Raw genomic sequence first — 19,133 nt, 5'->3', positions numbered from 1 at the left:
CGGCGCGCCACCGGCGGCGACGCCCGACGCGCGGAACGGTGGCCGCCCTCGTGGCGGCGACGCTCACCGCGCTCGCCGTCCCGGCCGCCGTACCGGCGAACGCCGCGCCCAAGCCGCCCGCGCCGCCCTCCGACCGGCGGCTGGCCGCCGAGCCGGCCCGGCACGACCTGACGCGCGAGCAGTTCTACTTCGTCCTGCCCGACCGCTTCGCCAACGGCGACCGGCGCAACGACCGCGGCGGGCTGACCGGCTCGCGGCTCTCCCACGGCTTCGACCCGACCGACAAGGGCTTCTACCAGGGCGGCGACCTCAAGGGCCTCACCGAGCGGCTGGACTACGTCAAGGGCCTCGGCACCACCGCGATCTGGCTCGCCCCGATCTTCGAGAACCAGCCCGTGCAGGGCGAGGGCGAGAACGCGTCCGCCGGTTACCACGGCTACTGGATCACCGACTTCACCCAGGTCGACCCGCACTTCGGTACCAACGACGACCTGCGCACGCTCATCGACCGCGCCCACGCCAAGGGCATGAAGGTCTTCTTCGACGTCATCACCAACCACACCGCCGACGTCGTGGACTACGAGGAGAAGACCTACGGGTACCTCTCCAAGGGCGCCTTCCCGTACCTGGCGCGGGACGGCCGGCCCTTCGACGACACCGCGTACGCCGACGGTACGCGCCGCTTCCCAAGGACCGGCCCCGGCACCTTCCCCCGCACCCCCGTCGTCCCCGCCGCCAAGAAGGACCTGAAGGTCCCGGCCTGGCTCAACGACCCGACGATGTACCACAATCGGGGCGACTCCACCTTCGTCGGCGAGTCCTCCACCCACGGCGACTTCGCCGGCCTGGACGACCTGTGGACCGAGCGCCCCGAGGTCGTCGAGGGCATGGAGAGGATCTACCAGCGCTGGGTGCGCGACTTCGGCATCGACGGCTTCCGCATCGACACGGTCAAGCACGTCGACACCGGCTTCTGGACGCAGTGGGCCACCGCCCTCGACGCGTACGCCGCCGAGCGCGGCCGTGACGACTTCTTCATGTTCGGCGAGGTGTACTCGGCCGACACCTCCGTCACCTCGCACTACGTCCGCGAGGGCCGGCTCGACGCGACGCTGGACTTCCCCTTCCAGGAGGCCGTCCGGCAGTACGCCTCCCAGGGCGCCCCGGCGACGGAGCTGCGCTCGCTCTTCGCGGACGACCACAAGTACACGACCGACAAGGCCAACGCCTACGAGTCGGTCAACTTCCTCGGCAACCACGACATGGGGCGCTTCGGCACGTTCCTCCGGCAGGACAACGCCGGCGCCGACGACGCCGAGCTCCTGCGGCGCTACCGCCTCGCCAACGAGCTGATGTTCCTCGGCCGCGGCAACCCGGTCGTCTACTACGGCGACGAGCAGGGCTACACCGGGCCCGGCGGCGACAAGGACGCCCGCCAGACCCTCTTCGCGTCGAAGACCGCCGACTACCTCGACGACGACCAGCTCGGCACCGACCGCACCCACGCGGCCGACGCGTACGACCCGACGCACCCGCTGTACCGGCAGATCGCCGCGCTCGCCGAGCTCCGCAAGGCCCACCCGGCCCTCGCGGACGGCGTGCAGATCGAGCGCCACGCCGACACGGGCGCGGGCGTCTACGCCTTCTCCCGCTTCGACACCGGCGCGCGGCACCGCACCGAGTACGTCGTCGCGGTGAACAACGCGACCACCGCCAAGACCGTCGAGCTGACCACCGAGTCGGCGGGCACCCCCTTCCGCACCGTCCACGGCGGCACCGCCACGGCGACCAGCGGCACCGACCGGAAGATCACCGTCACCGTCCCGGCGCTCGCCTCCGTCGTCCTGAAGGCCGACCGGCCCCTCGCCGCCCCGGCCACCACCCCCACCGTCGACCTCACGGCCCCCGCCGCCGGCGCCTCCGGCACGGTCCGGGTCACCGCCGACGTAGACGGCGGGCAGCTGAACCGGGTCGTCTTCGCCGCCCAGCAGGGCAACGGGGCGTGGCAGGTGCTCGGCTCCGCCGACCACGCGCCGTACACGGTCACCCACCGCATCACCGCCCCGGCCGGCACCCCCGTCCGCTACAAGGCCGTCGTCGTCGACACCAGGGGGCGCACGGCGAGCGACCTGGCCACCACCACCGCCGGCCAGGCGCCGAAGCCGGACAGGCCCAGCGCCGTCGACCGCGACCACGCCGTCGTCCACTACCAGCGGCCCGACGGCGACTACGACGGCTGGCAGCTGCGGACGGGGTCCACGACCGCCGCCTTCACCGGCCGCGACGCGTACGGCGCCTTCGCCTGGGTCAAGCTGGAGGACGGCGCGACATCCGTCCCGTACACCGTCGAGAAGAACGGCACCACCGACGGCCCGCAGCGCACCCTCGACCTCGCCGCCACCGGCGAGGTGTGGATCAAACAGGGGTCCGACGGGCAGGCGGACAAGGCCCCCGACGGCGCCTACCCGCCGCAGGACCAGGGCAAGGCCGTCATCCACTACCACCGGCCCGACGGTGACTACGACGGCTGGGGCCTGCACACCTGGACCGGTGCCGCCACCCCCACCGACTGGTCCAAGCCGCTCCAGCCGGTGCGGAAGGACGCGTTCGGCGCCACCTTCGAGGTACCGCTCGCCGCCGGAGCCACATCCCTGAGCTACATCGTCCACAAGGGCGACGAGAAGGACATCCCCGCCGACCGGGCGCTGGACTTCGCCACCCACGGCAAGGAGGTCTGGCTCCTCACCGGGGACACCGGCTACCTGCTGCCCACCACGGGCGCCGCGCCGGCCCTCGACCTCACCAAGGCCGAGGCCCAGTGGATCGACGCCGACACCGTCGTCTGGAAGGTCAAGGCCGCGCCCGGCACCAGCACCCAGCTCGTGTACGACCGGAACGGCTCGATCACCGCCGCCGACGGCGCCCTCTCCGACGAGGGCCGTTGGCTGCGCCTGAACCCCACGGCCCTCACCGACGCGCAGAAGGCGAAGCACCCGCACCTGAAGGAGTACCCCGCCTTCACGCTCGACCCGCGCGACCGCGACCGGGTGCGCGAGGCCCTGCGGGGCCAGCTGATCGCCACCCACCGCGCGGCCAACGGCGCCCTCCTCGCCGCCACCGGCGTCCAGATCCCGGGCGTCCTGGACGACCTGTACGGCACGAAGGCGCGGCGGGCCGCCCTCGGGCCCGTGTTCCGCACGGGCACGCCGACCCTGTCCCTCTGGGCGCCCACCGCCCAGGGCGTCGCCCTCGAACTCGACGGCCGGCGCGTGCCGATGAAGCGGGACGCGGCCACCGGCGTCTGGTCGGTCACCGGCAACAGGAGCTGGAAGGACAAGCCGTACCGGTACGCGGTGAAGGTCTGGGCGCCCACCGTCGGCAAGATCGTCACCAACAAGGTCACCGACCCCTACGCCACCGCCCTCACCGCCGACTCCGCCCGCAGCCTGGTCACCGACCTCGCCGACCCGAAGCTCGCCCCCAAGGGCTGGACGACGCTCAGGAAGCCCACCGCCACCCCGCTGCGGGACGCGCAGATCCAGGAGCTGCACGTCCGCGACTTCTCCATCACCGACCGCACCTCCCGGCATCCGGGCGGCTACCTCGCCTTCACCGACACCACGTCGGACGGCATGAAGCACCTGAAGAAGCTGGCCGGCAGCGGCACCTCGTACGTGCACCTGCTGCCCGTCTTCGACATCGGCACCATCCCCGAGAAGAAGTCAGGCCAGGCCACGCCCGACTGCGACCTGAAGGCGTACGCCCCCGACTCCGACGCGCAGCAGGCGTGCGTGTCCGAGGCGGCCGCCAAGGACGCGTTCAACTGGGGCTACGACCCGCTGCACTACACCGTCCCCGAAGGCTCCTACGCCTCAGACCCGGACGGCACGCGCCGCACGGTCGAGTTCCGGCAGATGGTCCAGGGCCTCAACGGGGCCGGGCTGCGCACCGTCATGGACGTGGTCTACAACCACACCGTGGCGAGCGGCCAATCGGACAAGTCGGTCCTCGACCGGATCGTCCCCGGCTACTACCAGCGGCTCCTCGCCGACGGCTCCGTCGCCACCTCCACGTGCTGCGCCAACACCGCGCCCGAGCACACCATGATGGGCAAGCTCGTCGTGGACTCGATCGTCACGTGGGCCAAGCAGTACAAGGTCGACGGCTTCCGCTTCGACCTGATGGGCCACCACCCGAAGGCGAACATGCTGGAGGTCCGCGAGGCCCTCGACGGGCTGACCGTCGCGAAGGACGGCGTCGACGGCAAGAAGATCATCCTGTACGGCGAGGGCTGGAACTTCGGCGAGGTCGCCGACGACGCCCGCTTCGTCCAGGCCACCCAGAAGAACATGGCCGGCACCGGCATCGCGACCTTCTCCGACCGCGCGCGCGACGCCGTGCGCGGTGGCGGTCCGTTCGACGCCGACCCCGGCGTCCAGGGCTTCGCCTCCGGCCTGTACACCGACCCCAACACGTCGGCGGCCAACGGCACCCCGGCCGAGCAGAAGGCCCGCCTCCTGCACTACCAGGACCTCATCAAGGTCGGGCTCTCCGGGAACCTCGCCGGCTACACCTTCACCGATACCTCGGGCCGGAAGGTCAAGGGCTCCGAGGTCGACTACAACGGCGCCCCCGCCGGCTACGCCGCCGCCCCCGGCGACGCCCTCGCCTACGCGGACGCCCACGACAACGAGACCCTGTACGACGCGCTGGCGTTCAAGCTCCCCGCCGGCACGTCCCCCGACGACCGGGCGCGGATGCAGGTCCTCGCCATGGCGACCGCCGCGCTCTCCCAGGGCTCCGCCCTGTCCCAGGCCGGCACGGACCTGCTGCGCTCCAAGTCGCTGGACCGCAACTCCTACGACAGCGGCGACTGGTTCAACGTCCTGAACTGGGACTGCCGGGCCGGCAACGGCTTCGGGCGCGGCCTGCCGCCCGCCGCCGACAACCAGGACAAGTGGCCGTACGCCCGGCCGCTGCTGGCCTCGCCGTCCCTGAAGGCCGGCTGCGCGCAGATCGAGGGAGCCTCGGCCGCCTACCGGGACCTGCTGAGGCTGCGCACGACGGAGAAGGCGTTCAGCCTGTCCACGGCCGACGCGGTGCAGAGCGCGCTGTCCTTCCCGCTCTCCGGCCAGGACGAGACCCCGGGCGTGATCACCATGCGTCTCGGTGACCTCGTCGTGGTCTTCAACGCCACGCCGGAGCGGCAGGACCAGCGGGTCACGGCGCTCGCCGGCCGGGACCACGCCCTGCACCCGGTGCAGGCGGGCGGCGCGGACGCCGTCGTCAAGGCGTCCCGGTACGACGCGGCGACGGGCACCTTCACCGTCCCGGCCCGCACGGTCGCGGTCTTCACCGCCCGCTGACCGCCCGCTGACCGGCCGCTGACCGGTCCTCCCCGGACGACGGCGCCCCGCTCCCCCGGAGCGGGGCGCCGTCGTCGTACGGGCGGGGCGGCGCCGTCCCGGCATCCGGGCACCGCTTGTGCGCGCGCCCGGCGGGGCGCGAGGGTAGGGCCATGCCGCAGATCACCGTCGACTACTCCGCCGCCCTCGACGACGCCTTCGACCGCCGGGGCTACGCCCGCGCCCTGCACCCGGTGGTCGTCGCGACGGTCGCCGCCCGCACCGAGGCGTGCAAGACCCGCACGCGCCGCACCGAGGACCTCACCGTCGGGGACGGCACGGGCCGCGACGCCGTCGTCCACGTGGAGGTCGCCCTGCTCGCCGGCCGCACGGAGGAGGCGAAGGCGCGCCTGTCACAGGCCGCGGCCGCGCTCGTACGGGACTTCCTGAAGCCGGTCGAGGGGCTCACCGTGCACGTCTCCGCGGAGGTCAGGGACCTCGACGCGTCCTACCGCAAGGCCTGACCCGCCGGCGTCCCACCGACCGCGGCCGGTACGGGGGCACCCGCCGTCGCCGCGGTCCCCGCCGTGGCCTTGGCCGTCGCCGTCGCCGTCGCCGTCGCCGTCGCGAGGAGCGTGGCGAGCCGTCCCACCAGGTCGCCGAACGGCCCGTCGGCCGGCTCGTCGGCGAGCATGCGGGTGACGAGGGCGGCCATGTCGGCGTCGTACGCGGCGCTCACCGCCGCCAGCGCCGCGAAGTCGTGCACCAGCTGCACCTCCAGCTCGCCGCGCGGCACCCGGCGCCCGTCCAGCCAGATCAGCGCCGTCGACTCGGCCAGCGCCACCCACGACCGCACCACCAGGTCCAGCCGGGCGGGCGGGGTGCCGCGCACGCCGAGGTGGTCCAGGATCTGCTCCCGCGCGGCCCGCCGCACCCCGTCGATCATCGCGTACGCGGCGGGCACCGCGCCGTCCGCGCGGGCCCCGGCCGCGAAACCGGCGGGCCCGCCGCGCATCAGCGCGGAGAAGCCCGGCCCGTGCTCCTCGACGAAGTCGAAGAACCGCCCCATCACGCGCACCAACCGCGCGCCGAGCGGCCCGTCGTGCGGTTCGGCGAACCGGCTCGCCAGGTCGTCCGCGGCCCGCCGCAGCGCCGCCTCGTACAGGCTCTGCTTGCCGGGGAAGTAGTGGTACACCAGCGGCCGCGAGATGCCCGCGGCGGCGGCGATCTCGTCGATCGACACCTCGTCGGGGGAACGGTGGCTGAACAGCTCCAGCGCGACCCCGATCAACTGCTGTCGGCGCTCCTCGACGCCCATGCGTCTGCGCACCCCGGTCGTCATGCGGACAGCCTAACCGCCGGGCTTCGAACAGAGGTCGCGGCACGGTCCGTTACGCTCCCGGCATGACCACATCGGACCAGGACGGAACGGGTGCGGTGGACGCCCCGGGCACCCCGTCCCCGGACACCCCGCGCACCCCTCCGATACCGGCGCCGGAACCCGCCGACGACGACGCCCCGGAGGAGGCCCGCGACGGGCTGACCCCGCGCCAGGCGCGCCGCCTGCGGGTCGCCGTGGCGACGGTCGTCCTGGTGACCCTCGCGGTGGTCCTGGCGCTGCGCCTGGCGAGCCGTACGTCCGTCCTGGTCGTCGGCGTCTACGGACTGGCCATGATCCTGTGCGGCGTGGTGATCGAGCTGAGCCGCCACGGCCGCACCCGGCTGGGCACCTGGCTCCTCGGCACGGGCCTGCTCGCCGCCCTCGCCGCCGACTGGCTCCTGCTGCCGTAACGCCGCCGCACCCTCCGGGCCCGCTGCCGGCACGTGCCGCGAAAGCCCTGTTCGCGCCGGTGCCAAGTGTGCGGCACCCCGGCGCGCGCGGCGGGCGGCACCGACCGGCCCGCCGCGGGACGGCCCGGCCGGGCCCGGTCGAAAAGCGTCACGGCCGGGGCACCGCCGCCGCGGTGACGCCACCCCGGCCCGGCCGGACGGGGCCGGTCGCCGGCGGTCAGCGCAGGGCGTCGATCCGGGTCCCGTCCTCCAGCGTCCCGGAGAGCTCGGCCCGCGCCCCCCGCTCCGCCTCGACGGCCAGCAACCGCCCCTCGGAACGGCCGTCCACGCCGCCCGACGTCGCCAGCGACGCCACCCGCGCACTGCCCGCCGCGAGCACGTACCACCGGTCGTCGGGGTCCTTCCACACCACGCCGGCCAGCACGTCCGGCCGGCGCGTGCCGCAGGCCGGGGAGTCCTGGGCCCGCGCCGCGACGGCGCCCGCCGTGACCGGCGCCCCCGGCGCGGCCTTCGGCGCGGGCGGCTGGAACTGGGCCAGCACCCGGCTGCCCGGGCCGCGCCAGGTCTCCGCGCGGGTGCACAGCCACGCCGCAGTACCGGTGCCCGAGCCGGGCAGCTCCTGCTCGGCGAAGCGCCACGAGTTCACCGACCGCACGCCCAGCGCCCGCATCGACGGCAGCAGGCACGCCGTACGCGCCCACTCGAGGCGGGCCCGGCCGCCCGCCACGTCCACCGGGGACGCCGGCGGGCCGGACGTGAGCCGCGCCGGGGCCAGCTCGCCCAGGTCGGTCAGGACCCGCGTCGACACCCCGTCCCGCACCTCCAGCACGTCCCACGAGCGGCAGTCGCTCGCCGCGGCCGGGCTCTGCATCGGCGCCGTCACGCCGTCCGCGTCCCGCTCCAGCGGCCGGGCCGCGTCGTTTGGCACCAGCAGGTCCCGCACGGCCGTGCCGCGCACCCACGGCGCCGTCAGATAGCGGACGTTGGCGTGCGTACGCCCCACGACCAGAGCCGCGGAGGACGCCGTGTCCGCCCCGTCCGTCCGGGCGAAGTCCAGCGCCGCCACGTCCGTGCCGTCCTGCGGCTCCGCGTACCGCACCGCCCGCAGCCCGTCGTGGAAGAGCACCACACGGGCGTTGTCCACCTCACCCGCGAACAAGAGCTGCGGCGGGCCCATCGGCGGGCCGGGCACCGTCCCGGGCGTCGCCGACGCCTGCACCTTCGGCCCGGGCCGCGCCCACACCGCCAGCGCCCGCCGCAGCAGCGCCTCGTCGTGGACCAGCCCGCCGCGCGCCGGCCACACCGTGAAGTCCGTGCGCGAGGAGCTCTGCCAGGCCGCGGGCGCGGCCCGGAGCAGCTTCGCCGGGTCGAGCGCCGCCTCCGCGGCCGGGTTGAGCGCGTACGGCGGGGCCGCCGCGCCGTCGGGTCCCCAGCCGTCGCCCGGCAGCGCCAGCAGCGCCCCGCACACCACCGCGGCCGCCAGCGCCGCCAGCGCCGCCCGGGTGTGCTGCCGGCGCCGCATCAGGTCGGTGGGCCTGGCCTGGAGCGAGCACGGGTCGAACTCGGGCGACTCCAGCAGTGTGCCGCCGCCCGCCCCGCCCGGCGTCTCCACGCCGTCGGCCTCCGCCAGTGCCGCCTTCGGGTCCGCGACCCCGGCCGCGGCCAGCACGCGCCGTACCTCCGCGTCGCCCTGCCGTTCCAGGCCCCGCAGCACGTACGCCGCCCGGCCGGGCCCCGACAGGGCCGCCAGCCGCTGGTCCAGGGCCAGTTCGTCGGCGCCGCCGGACCGGGGGAACAGCCGCAGCCCCCACACCTGCGGCAGCAGCGGCGGCAGCTGCGCCCGCTTCGGCCACCCGCCGCGACCGAGCGGCAGCCCGGCCTCCAGGGCCTGCCGCAGCACCCGCCCCCGCACGTACGCGTACCCGGGGTCGACGGCGTCCTCCGGGCGCCGCTGCACGGGCATCGCCGCCCCCTCGCCCGCCGCGGCGCGGCGCCGGGGCAGCGACCGCTGGACCAGCGCGTGCGCGGTGAGGACGCGCCGGTTGCGGCCGAGGGCGGGCGGCAGCACCAGATAGGCGATACGGACGAGCCGCGGATAGTGCTCGACGAGCGCCGCCTCGGCCTGCTCCACGTCGACGGGGGCGTGGGTGGCGGCCGCGGCGCCCGGATCGGCGGCCTGACGACTGTGCTGGGCTTCCTGGGTGCTCACGTTCAGCAGAACGAGCGACGGTGGGGATGGTCACCTCCCGCCCCTCATGTCGTTGTCGGCCCCGTGGGCCCCGGATCGCCGCGCGGAGGGGGACATTCGCGGTGGTTCGGGCAGGCGGCGGGCGTTACCCCGGGTTCGCCCACGGGACAGGGGTGCGAAAAGGCAGCATGGGCGGATGCGTACGGAGCGAACTCGTATGGCCGTGTCCACCGCGACCCTGCTGGCCGTCGCCGCCCTGGCGTCCTGCACCTCGGGCGGAGGGTCGGGCGGGGGAGCCGGCCACGGCGGCGGGGGCGGGCACGCCGCGCCGTCGGCGGCGAGCGGCACCCTGGAGCAGCTGGCGGAGCGTGCCGGGTGCACGCCGGACGTCCAGACGGACGCCGAGGAACTGCGGCAGGCCGACTGCAGGACGAAGTACGGGCGGTACGTCCTCGCCACCTTCTCCACCGACCGCGGGCAGCGCGAGTGGATCAACACCGCGAAGGACTACGGCGGCAGCTATCTCGTCGGGCGCAAGTGGGTGGCGGTCGCGGAGCCGGCGGTCATCACGGAGCTGCGCGGCCGGCTCGGTGGTGAGGTCGAGACCGCCGTCCCGCACCAGACGGGGGGCGGGGAGGGGACCTCGGACCACCACGGGAGCTGACCGCGCAGCGAGGGTGTGGGGGGTGTCGGGGTGGGAGGGGTGGACGGGAGAGGCGGGGTGTGGGGGGTCCGCGGGGGGAGTCCTCTCCGGCGCCGGTCAGGCGCAGCGGCGTCCGGTGTTGATGCAGCCCACCATCCGCGTCATCAGACGGCTGTCGAAGACGTTGATGAAGTCACCGTGGTCGGTGACCGGCTTGTGGAGCTGCTCGGGGAACGAGTCCACGGCGAAGACGCTCCCCGGCGGCACGTCGTAGACGACCCGCTGCACCAGCTGGGGGATGGCGCGGAAGCCGTTCGGACAGCGCCCGTCGTCGTCGGCGAAGGCCACGTGCGTCCGGTGGTTGGCGCTGTCGGTGTTGCGGCCGTCCCAACAGCTCTGGAACCGGAACGTCCGCACCACGTCGCTGCCCTGGGGACACAGCGGGTACTTGTCGGTCAGCTCCCGGTCCTCCAGCCCGGTGCAGCTCCATGACGCGTTGGCGTTCGTGAGGCCGTTGGTGAACGCCTTGGCGTCGCCCGTGATGATCCGCAGGAACCTGGGCATGGCGGTGACCTTGGACACCGGGCTGCCCACGAAGTCGAGGGTCACCTCGGTCGGGGTGAGGATCCGCCCGACGTTGCGGTCCTTGCCGCCGCCGTCCTCGCCGGCGTCGGCCTCGTCCCGCCCGTCCTGCACGCGCAGCACGGGCCAGTAGTACGTGGACCGGTCGCCCTGGTTGCGGCAGCTGGTCCGGCCGTTGGCCAGGGTCCTGTTGTCGGAGAACGCGTCCGTGGCCTGGTTGCCGACGTAGTCGTGCATGTGGTGGGCGCCGTTGCGGACGCCGGGCGCGACGATGACGTTGTCCGGGTTGAACTTCTTGTTCTCGTTGCGTCCGCACGAGGTGGTGAAGGTGCCCGTGGAGGCGCCGCGCCGCTGCCGCGGCGCCCGGACGTTGGGCTGGACGGAGGCGATGTCGGCGAAGTCGCCCACGACGGGGCCGTTCCCGGCCTGGCCGCCCTGGCCGCCCTGGCCGTCGCCCTGGTCCTGGCCGCCCTGGCCGTCGCCCGGGTCCTGGCCCTGGTCGCCACCCTGGCCCTGGTCCTGGCCGTCGTCCTGACCCTGGCCGTCCTGGCCGTCGCCCGGGTCCTGGCCCTGGGTGTCGTCGCCGCGCAGGGTGCAGGGGGCCAGGCCCTCCATGCCCTGCGGCCGCTCGGCGACCCGGCCGATCGCCACCGCGATGCGCTCGATGCTCGCCAGCCGCTCCTGTCGCAGCGGGCCGAGGATGGCGTTCTCCGCGAACGCGGGGTCCTGCTGGATCCGTTCGCGGGACTGGGCGAGCCGCTGGTACGCGTCGGTGACGCGGTTGTCGATCCGGGCCAGCTCCAGGTCCACCTCCCCGCGTGCCCGGTCGGGCAGGTCCTCGGGCAGTCCGTCGGCGACCTCGGGACAGTCGATGGTCGACACCTGCTGTCCCGCGTTCCTCACCTCCGGCCGTGACCGCTGCTGGTCGGAGGGGCCCGAACGGCCCTCTCCCGCCGACGCGTAGACGTTCACCGCCAGCAACCCGCCCCCGCCCAGGACCAGGGCGGCGGTCGCGGCGACGGCCCGGTTGGCCACCGTCGAGCGTTTTCGTGTGCGTCCCATGGAACTCCAATCCCGGCAGGGGAACAGCTCCGTTCCATACGGACGGGACGCCCGCCGCGTTCAACGCCCGCGGGAACGCGGCCCACGGGCGTGGGACGCCGGCCGGCTACAGCCCCAGGACCTCCGCCTCCCGCTCGGGGTCCAGGCCCACCGGGTCCCGGTCCGGCCGTCGTGGCGCCCGCCCGCCGAGCCCGCACAGCCACGCCCAGGTGTCGGCGACGGTCTCCTCCACCGGCCGGCAGCGCAGGCCCGCCGCGAGCGCCTTGCTCACGTCGGCCCCGTGCATCGCGTCGTGCAGTTCGCCCGGCGGGGTCCACACCGGCAGGTCGGACCACGGCTCGACCCCCGCGGCGAGGATCGTGCCGGGGTCCGTCCAGCGCAGCTCGGCATCGGAACCGGTCGCCCGAAGACACGCCTCCAGCAGCGCCTCCATCGTCGCGTGCCCCGGCCGGCTCACCAGGTCGTACGGCCCGGCCGACCCGCCCTCCACCGCGTCGAGCAGCCAACCCGCCAGGTCGCGGGCGTCGACGTACTGCAACGGCAGGTCGCGCGGCCCCGGCGCCAGGACCGGCCCACCGCGCGCCACCCGGTTGAGCCACCACGGCAGCCGGCCGATGTTCTCGCCGGGCCCGAGGATCAGCCCGGCGCGCACCAGCAGCGTCCGCTCGGGGCCGAACGCCCCCACCGCCGCCAGCTCGCCGCCCCGCTTGGCGCGCGGGTACGGCACCTCGTCACCGTCGTCGGGCGACGCCTCCACGACCGGCTTGTCCTCCCGCAGCTCCGCCACGAGCGGCCATTCGTACACCGAGCAGCTGGACACGTACGCGTAGCGGCCCACGCGGTCCGCCAGCAGCCGCGCCGCGTCGCGGACCGCGCGCGGAGCGCCCGACCACGTGTCGACGACCGCGTCCCACGTCCCCTCGCGGAGCGCCGCGAGCCCCGCGCCGTCCGGCGCCGCCCGGTCCCCGTGCAACACCGCGGTCCCCGGGGGCGGGGCGTGCCGCCCCCGGTGGAACACCGTCACATCCCAGTCCCGGGCGACGGCCTCCTCCGCCACCGCCCGACCCACGAACTCCGTACCGCCCAGAATCAAGAGCCTCATGATCACGACTCTGCCCGCGCGAACCCGCGACGCCCACCGCTTCCGCTACCGGAGGAACAGCCGGAAGCGTGGCTTCCGCCCCGGGATGGGAGCATGTTTCGGCCATGACCTCCACCCGCTCGCCGCTCCGTGCCCTGCGTGCCGCGCTCTTCGCCGCGGTGTGCGTGGCGCTGTCCGCGACGGGGCACGCCGTCCAGTCCGAGCACCGGGTGCCGGTGGGGGCGCTCCTCGTGGCCTCCGCCCTGACCTGGTCGCTCGCCTGGACGGCCGCCGGGCGCCGACGCGGGGCGCCGTTGATCGGAACGGGGCTCGTCTCCGTACAGACGGTCATGCACCTGATGTTCACGCTGGCCCAGCACCGCCACGTCCCGTCCGCTCACCATGGCCATTTCGGCCATCAGGAACAGGCGGTATCGCTTCTGCCTTCCGGTGGCATGTTCGCCGCGCACCTCGGTGCGGCGGCCGTCTGCGCCGTCTGGCTGGCCCACGGCGAGAGGGCCCTGTTCCGCCTCGCGCGCACCGCCTTCGTGCCGCTGCGCCCGACGCTGACCCCGGTACGCCTCCCGTCCGCGCCGCCCCCGCCGCGCGCCCGGGCCCGTACCGGCGACCGCCGCCGCGCCGGCGCCGTCCTCGCGCACGCCCTGTCCCGGCGCGGCCCGCCCCTCGCGCCCGCCTCCCGCACCACGGCCCCCGCGGCGTCGCACGCCTGACCCGGGGGGCCGGTCAGCCCTGCCCCCGTACGCGGTCACCGCGCCGACACCGAGGACGCCCATGCGCACGCAGTCCCCCTCGCCACGACCCACCCCCCACTCGCCCGGCCCCCGCACCGCCGACACGACCGACGAGGTCCCGTCACCCGCCCCGCAGGCACCCGCCCCGCGGACATCCGCCCCGCAGGCACCCGCTCCGCGGACACCCGACCGGCAGTCGCCCGCCCACGCCCGGGGCGGCACCTGGAGCGCCCTGCGCCCCCTGGTCCTGCGCCTCCACTTCCACGCGGGGCTGCTCATAGCCCCGTTCCTGCTCGTCGCCGCCGCCAGCGGGCTGCTGTACGCGCTCTCCTTCCAGGCGGAGAAGGTCGTCTACCGCAACGAGCTGGAGGCCCCGGTCGGCGAGCGGGTCCTCCCCCTCGCCGAGCAGGTCGACGCCGCCCGCCGCGCCCACCCGGACGCCACCGTGACCGCGGTGTGGCCCGCCCCCGAGGAGGGCGCCACGACCCGGGTGCTCATGACGGGTCCCCAGGTCGAGGAGGGCACGTCCCTCGCCGTCTTCGTCGACCCGTACACCGCCCGGGTACGCGGCGCCCTGCCCGGCTACGGCAGCTCCGGCGCGCTCCCGCTGCGGACCTGGCTGGGCGAGTTCCACCGCGACCTCCACCTGGGCGAACCCGGCCGCCTCTACAGCGAGCTGGCCGCCGGCTGGCTGTGGGTCGTCACGCTCGGCGGGCTGCTGCTGTGGATCGGCCGCAGACGCACCGCCCGCCGCGCCAAGGCGCTGCTCCTGCCGGAGGGCGGCCCCCGCTCCCGCCGCCGCACCCTGTCCTGGCACGGTTCGGTCGGCCTCTGGGCCTCGGCCGGCCTGCTCGGCCTCTCGGCCACCGGCCTGACCTGGTCCACGTACGCGGGCGAGAACATCGCCTCCGTACGGGAGCGACTGGGCGGCGCCACGCCCACCGTCTCCGCCGCCCTCGGCGCCACCCCGGCCGGCGGCGACGCCCACGAGGGTCACGGCGCCCACCACGACCCCGCCGCGCCGGCCGCGGGCGGTACGGACGTCGGCGTGGACCGGGCGGTGGAGGCGGCCCGCGCGGTGGGCGTCGACGGCCGGATCGCCGTCACGCTGCCCACCGACGGCAAGGGGTACGTCGTCAAGGAGACCGACACGCAGTTCCCCGTCCACCTCGACCAGGCCGCGGTCGACCCGGCGACCGGCGAGGTCCTCGACACGCTGCGCTTCGCCGACCACCCGCTCCTCGCCAAGCTGACCCGCTTCGGCATCGACGCGCACACCGGCGTCCTCTTCGGCCTCGCCAACCAGCTGGCCCTCGCCGCGCTCGCGCTCGCCCTGGTCCTGCTCGTGCTGTGGGGGTACCGCATGTGGTGGCTGCGCCGCCCCGGCCGCCCGGTGGCGCCCGGCACCTGGCGCCGCGTCCCCGTACCGCTCCTGCTGCCGCTCGCGGCGGGCACGGCCCTGGTCGGCTGGTTCCTGCCGCTGCTCGGCCTCAGCCTGCTGGCGTTCCTGGCGGTGGACGCCACGCGGTCGGCCGTCTCCCGCCGCCGACGGCGCATCGCCGGGACCGCCTGAACCGGCGGACCCCGCCGGGGCGGAGGGAGAAGGAGCGCCCCCACCGGACGGTTCCGGTGGGGGCGCTCCCCGCGTACGGACGGACCCCGGGGTCCGCGTGCCGTCAGACCTGGCCGGCCTTCTCCAGCGCCTCGCAGCAGGTCTCCACCAGCAGGCGGGTCACCGTGTACGGGTCGACGTTGGCGTTCGGGCGGCGGTCCTCGATGTAGCCCTTGCCGTCCTTCTCGACCTGCCACGGGATGCGGACCGACGCGCCGCGGTCCGAGACGCCGTAGCTGTACTCGTTCCACGGGGCCGTCTCGTGCAGACCGGTCAGGCGGTCGTCGATGCCCGCGCCGTAGTTCTTGACGTGGTCCATCGGCTTGGAGCCCTCACCGAGCGCCTCGCACGCGGTGATGATCGCGTCGTAGCCCTCGCGCATCGCCTTGGTGGAGAAGTTGGTGTGCGCGCCGGCGCCGTTCCAGTCGCCCTTGACCGGCTTGGGGTCGAGGGTGGCGGAGACGTCGAAGTCCTCGGCGGTGCGGTAGAGCAGCCAGCGGGCGACCCACAGCTGGTCCGAGACCTCCAGCGGCGCCAGCGGGCCGACCTGGAACTCCCACTGGCCGGGCATGACCTCGGCGTTGATGCCGGAGATGCCCAGGCCCGCCTTCAGGCAGTTCTCCAGGTGCGCCTCGACGACGTCACGGCCGAAGATCTCGTCGGAGCCGACACCGCAGTAGTAGCCGCCCTGCGCGGCCGGGAAGCCGCCCTCGGGGAAGCCGAGCGGGCGGGAGCCCTTGAAGAAGGTGTACTCCTGCTCGATGCCGAAGATCGGCTCCTGCGCGGCGAACCTCTCCGCGACCTCGGCCAGCGCGGCACGCGTGTTGGACGCGTGCGGCGTCATGTCCGTGTTGAGGACCTCGCACAGGACGAGGATGTCGTCACCGCCGCGGATCGGGTCGGGGCAGGAGAAGACCGGCTTCAGGACGCGGTCGGAGGCGTGGCCCTCGGCCTGGTTGGTGCTGGACCCGTCGAACCCCCAGATCGGCAGGTCGGCGACGTCGGTGGGGGCGGAGCCGATCAGTATCTTCGTCTTCGAGCGGAGCTTGGCGGTCGGCTCGGTGCCGTCGATCCAGATGTACTCAGCCTTGATGGTGGTCACGGGGGCCTCATCCTTCGCGGGTGCAGCGGTATGCCGCGCAGCTTCGCAACAGGGGGTTTCCCGGTGGTTGCCCGTGTGTGAACCACGTGTTACCCGGCTTTCCGGCCCGGTCGGCCCGCCGAGTGCGCGCCCGCGACGGCCCCGCGCCCCCCCACCGCGCCCGGCCGCGTTGCCGGCCCGGGCCGCCCGGCCCACCCCGGCTCGGCCCGCCCCGACTCGGCCCGGGCCGGGCGGACACGGCCGGCGCGGGCCGAGTCGGGGCGGGCGGGCCCGGAGCCGGCGGACATGGCGCGGCGCGGGCGGCGGCGCGCCGCGCACCGGTCCGGGCCCCGGTCCGGTGCGGTCCGCGGGGTGCGGGCAGACTGGCGGGCATGGACAAGGTACGCATCGGACTCCTCGGTACCGGCCCCTGGGCCACCCGCACCCACGCCCCCGCCCTGGCGGCGCACCCCGGAGTGGAGTTCGCCGGCGTGTGGGGGCGGCGCCCCGACGCGGCCGCCGAGCTGGCCGCCGCGTACGGCACGCGGGCCCACGAGGACGTCGACGCCCTGTTCGCCGCGAGCGACGCCGTGGCGTGCGCGCTGCCGCCCGACGTCCAGGCGCCGCTCGCCGCGCGGGCCGCGGCGGCCGGCTGCCACCTGCTGCTCGACAAGCCGGTCGCCACCACCGTCGCGGCCGCCCGCGAGGTCGCGCTGGCCGCCGAGAAGGCCCAGGTCGCCTCCGTGGTCTTCTGCACGCTGCGGTTCGCCGGGGACACCGCGCCGTGGATCGACGAACAGGTGGCGGCCGGCGGCTGGTTCCTCGCCCGGGGGCACTGGCTCGGCGCGCTCTTCTCGCCCGGCTCCACCAGCGCGTACGCCGCCTCCCCGTGGCGGCGGGAGAAGGGCGCGCTGTGGGACGTCGGCCCGCACCTGCTGTCGGTGCTGCTGCCGGTCCTCGGCGACGTGACGGGGATCGCGGTCGCCACGGGCCCGCGCGACACCCGCCACCTCACCCTGAGCCACGCCTCCGGGGCGGACAGCGCCCTCACCGTGACGCTGAGCGCCCCGGAGGCGGCGGCGGAGGCGGGCCTCACGCTCTTCGGCGAGCGCGGGCGCGTGACGATGCCCCGCTGGGGCGACGCGGTCGCGTCGTACACGACGGCCGTGGACGCGCTGCTCACCGCGGCCCGCACCGGGGAGCCGCACGCGTGCGACGCGCGGTTCGGGCTGCGGATGACGGAGGTCCTGGCGGAGGCCGAGGCCCTCGCGACGGGCCGGCCCTCCTAGCCGACGCGCTCGACGCGGGCCTTGCGGACGAGGAACTTGCCGGGTTCCCGCACCTGCTCGAAGGCCGCGGCGTTGAGGAGGACGCAACTCCCGGAGGTGGAGGTGACCTCGACGGTGGTGGACCTGCCGTTGTCGAGGTTGGTGACCTTCAGGCGCGTACCGGCGGGGAAGCGGTCGCTGGACGCGGCGGGGGCGCCGGCCTCGCCGGAGAGCGTGACGGTCGACCCGGCGCACACCACCTCACCGCCCGCGCCGCCGTCGCCGCCCTCCGCGGGCGGCTGCTGTCCGGCGGGCGGCTGCTGTCCGGCGGGCGGCCGGACGCCACCGCCGGCACCGGCCCCGGCACCGCCCGCCTGGGCGCCGCCGGCGTCGCACCCGCCGGCCGCCTGCTTGCGCCGGATCTCCTCGATCACCGCGAGCCGGTTGGCGATCCGCGCCTGCGACTGCGCGTCCGGCCGGGCCCGCTGACCGGCGATGAACTGCTCGTTGTTCCGCAGGGCGGTGGCCAGCCCGTCACAGGCCACGGACGCCTGGCTGGTACCGGTCAAGACGACCGCCGTACCACCCGCCAGCACCGCCGTACCGACGAGGAGGGCCAGCTTCCTGTTGCGGCTGAGGGTCTTCTTGCGTGACACGAGGGGCTCCTGTTCCCCGGCCGCCCGGGGATGGGGCGGCCGGATCGACGGTTGCGCGTTGCCCCTACGTACGGGTGGCGCCCCGGGCCCGCTCAGCCCCGTCCCAAGGCGGCCTCAAGCCCGCCTCAACGCCGCCTCGAGCGCGGATCCCGGGGCCGCCCCTCCCACGTCGGGACTACGACCGGGACAGGGCGTCCCGGACTGCCTCCTCCGAGCGCCCCACGACCGCCGTACCGTCGTCGGCCGTGATGATCGGCCGCTGGATGAGCTTCGGATGCGCGACGAGGGCCTCGATCCAGCGCTCCCGTGACGCCTCGTCACGGTCCCAACCCCGCACGCCCAGCTCCTTCGCGGCGGCCTCCCCGGTGCGGGTGATGTCCCACGGCTCCAGGCCGAGCCGGTGCAGCACGTCACGGATCTCGGCGGCGGACGGCACGTCCTCCAGGTACCGGCGGACCGTGTAGTCGGCGCCCTCCTCGTCGAGCAACCGAAGGGCGCCACGGCACTTGGAACAGGCGGGATTGATCCAGATCTCCATACCGCACACGGTACCGGCGCCGGCCCCGCAAAGCCCGTCTGGCCAGGGCCGATTGTCAGTGCCCGCCGGTAGACTGGAGCCAGTCAGTGAGGGTCCGGGGGAGGCCCCTCACGCCGCGTACCAGGAGGTCGCCGATGGCCGTCGCCACCGTCACGCCACTGCCCCTCGAACCCTGGAAGCCCCTGCAGAAGAAGCCGCTCCCGGCCGGTCGGCCGCGCGAGTGGTACGTGTGCCACAACCGCCGTCTCAAGGCCATGCGCCTGGCGATCGCCCTGCTCGACTCGGGCGTGTACATCGCCTCGAAGGCCGACGACCGGACCATACGGAACACGGCGCAGCACCTCGGGGTGCACCCGCCGTCGGACGCGACGTGCCGGATGGTGCGCTCGCTGATCCGCTCGGGCCGCTAGGACGCCCACCCGCCCGCCCGGCGCGGTCCACGGGGCGGTACGGCCCCCGCGGCCGTACCGCCCCACGGCCCCGCCGCCAAGACCGCCCGCCGCCCGCCCCGGACTCCGGGGCCCACCAGCCCCA

The 19,133-nt window shown here is 75.1% G+C and carries 15 protein-coding genes; 8 read left to right on the top strand and 7 right to left on the bottom strand.

Annotation, left to right across the window (positions count from 1 at the left end; genetic code table 11):
* Positions 1-38: 38 nt before the first annotated feature.
* Positions 39-5,366, top strand: coding sequence for a pullulanase-type alpha-1,6-glucosidase (gene pulA, locus NRO40_RS07685; protein WP_079047419.1), 5,328 nt, complete (start codon positions 39-41; stop codon positions 5,364-5,366).
* A 152-nt stretch (positions 5,367-5,518) separates the two neighbouring features.
* Positions 5,519-5,869, top strand: a complete 351-nt coding sequence (locus NRO40_RS07680) for a 5-carboxymethyl-2-hydroxymuconate Delta-isomerase (protein WP_058944528.1) — start codon at positions 5,519-5,521, stop codon at positions 5,867-5,869.
* On the opposite strand, the gene NRO40_RS07675 is transcribed toward NRO40_RS07680, so the two are convergent.
* The gene (locus tag NRO40_RS07675) at positions 5,854-6,687 is read right to left on the bottom strand and encodes a TetR/AcrR family transcriptional regulator (protein ID WP_079047418.1); all 834 of its coding nucleotides are present in this window, start codon (positions 6,685-6,687) and stop codon (positions 5,854-5,856) included. The two genes, NRO40_RS07680 and NRO40_RS07675, sit on opposite strands and share 16 nt — an antisense overlap.
* Positions 6,688-6,749: 62 nt before the next feature.
* On the opposite strand from NRO40_RS07675, the gene NRO40_RS07670 reads away from it, so the two are divergent.
* Entirely contained in the window at positions 6,750-7,136 is a 387-nt protein-coding gene (locus tag NRO40_RS07670) for a hypothetical protein (RefSeq protein ID WP_107115217.1), read from the top strand.
* 217 nt (positions 7,137-7,353) lie between these two features.
* On the opposite strand, the gene NRO40_RS07665 is transcribed toward NRO40_RS07670, so the two are convergent.
* Entirely contained in the window at positions 7,354-9,354 is a 2,001-nt protein-coding gene (locus tag NRO40_RS07665) for a hypothetical protein (protein ID WP_408057078.1), read from the bottom strand.
* Between the two features lie 187 nt (positions 9,355-9,541).
* Between NRO40_RS07665 and NRO40_RS07660 the strand changes: the two genes are divergently transcribed.
* Positions 9,542-9,988: a hypothetical protein gene (locus NRO40_RS07660; protein ID WP_058944527.1), complete on the top strand. Its 447-nt coding sequence runs from the start codon at positions 9,542-9,544 to the stop codon at positions 9,986-9,988.
* Between the two features lie 96 nt (positions 9,989-10,084).
* Here the strand turns inward: NRO40_RS07660 and NRO40_RS07655 are convergent, their stop codons facing one another.
* Complete coding sequence (locus NRO40_RS07655) at positions 10,085-11,611, bottom strand: DUF1996 domain-containing protein (RefSeq protein WP_058944526.1); 1,527 nt, start codon at positions 11,609-11,611, stop codon at positions 10,085-10,087.
* Positions 11,612-11,717: 106 nt separating this feature from the next.
* Positions 11,718-12,713, bottom strand: a complete 996-nt coding sequence (locus tag NRO40_RS07650; protein ID WP_058944533.1) for an NAD-dependent epimerase/dehydratase family protein — start codon at positions 12,711-12,713, stop codon at positions 11,718-11,720.
* Between the two features lie 104 nt (positions 12,714-12,817).
* On the opposite strand from NRO40_RS07650, the gene NRO40_RS07645 reads away from it, so the two are divergent.
* Both NRO40_RS07645 and NRO40_RS07640 read left to right on the top strand, forming a co-directional pair.
* Complete coding sequence (locus NRO40_RS07645; protein ID WP_058944525.1) at positions 12,818-13,423, top strand: hypothetical protein; 606 nt, start codon at positions 12,818-12,820, stop codon at positions 13,421-13,423.
* A gap of 61 nt (positions 13,424-13,484) precedes the next feature.
* Positions 13,485-15,017, top strand: a complete 1,533-nt coding sequence (locus NRO40_RS07640) for a PepSY-associated TM helix domain-containing protein (protein WP_079047416.1) — start codon at positions 13,485-13,487, stop codon at positions 15,015-15,017.
* A 103-nt stretch (positions 15,018-15,120) separates the two neighbouring features.
* Here NRO40_RS07640 and glnII read toward each other — a convergent pair whose 3' ends face one another.
* Positions 15,121-16,158 (bottom strand): glutamine synthetase, encoded by a 1,038-nt coding sequence (gene glnII / locus NRO40_RS07635; RefSeq protein WP_058944524.1) that lies wholly within the window; start codon positions 16,156-16,158, stop codon positions 15,121-15,123.
* A 371-nt stretch (positions 16,159-16,529) separates the two neighbouring features.
* Here glnII and NRO40_RS07630 point away from each other — a divergent pair, with 371 nt between their 5' ends.
* Positions 16,530-17,426 (top strand): Gfo/Idh/MocA family protein, encoded by an 897-nt coding sequence (locus NRO40_RS07630; protein ID WP_058945349.1) that lies wholly within the window; start codon positions 16,530-16,532, stop codon positions 17,424-17,426.
* On the opposite strand, the gene NRO40_RS07625 is transcribed toward NRO40_RS07630, so the two are convergent.
* Positions 17,423-18,061, bottom strand: coding sequence for an RlpA-like double-psi beta-barrel domain-containing protein (locus NRO40_RS07625; RefSeq protein ID WP_058945350.1), 639 nt, complete (start codon positions 18,059-18,061; stop codon positions 17,423-17,425). The two genes, NRO40_RS07630 and NRO40_RS07625, sit on opposite strands and share 4 nt — an antisense overlap.
* Positions 18,062-18,236: 175 nt before the next feature.
* Positions 18,237-18,599 carry an arsenate reductase family protein gene (locus NRO40_RS07620; RefSeq protein ID WP_058945351.1) on the bottom strand — a complete coding sequence of 121 codons (363 nt, stop codon included), beginning with the start codon at positions 18,597-18,599 and terminating at the stop codon, positions 18,237-18,239.
* Positions 18,600-18,733: 134 nt separating this feature from the next.
* On the opposite strand from NRO40_RS07620, the gene NRO40_RS07615 reads away from it, so the two are divergent.
* Positions 18,734-19,009 (top strand): hypothetical protein, encoded by a 276-nt coding sequence (locus tag NRO40_RS07615; RefSeq protein ID WP_058945352.1) that lies wholly within the window; start codon positions 18,734-18,736, stop codon positions 19,007-19,009.
* Positions 19,010-19,133: the final 124 nt, after the last annotated feature.

The sequence above is a fragment of the Streptomyces changanensis genome (assembly GCF_024600715.1).
Lineage (GTDB): Bacteria > Actinomycetota > Actinomycetes > Streptomycetales > Streptomycetaceae > Streptomyces > Streptomyces changanensis.
The sequence above is the reverse complement of the archived record's forward strand: the minus strand, read 5'-3'. Positions and strand labels throughout refer to the sequence as shown.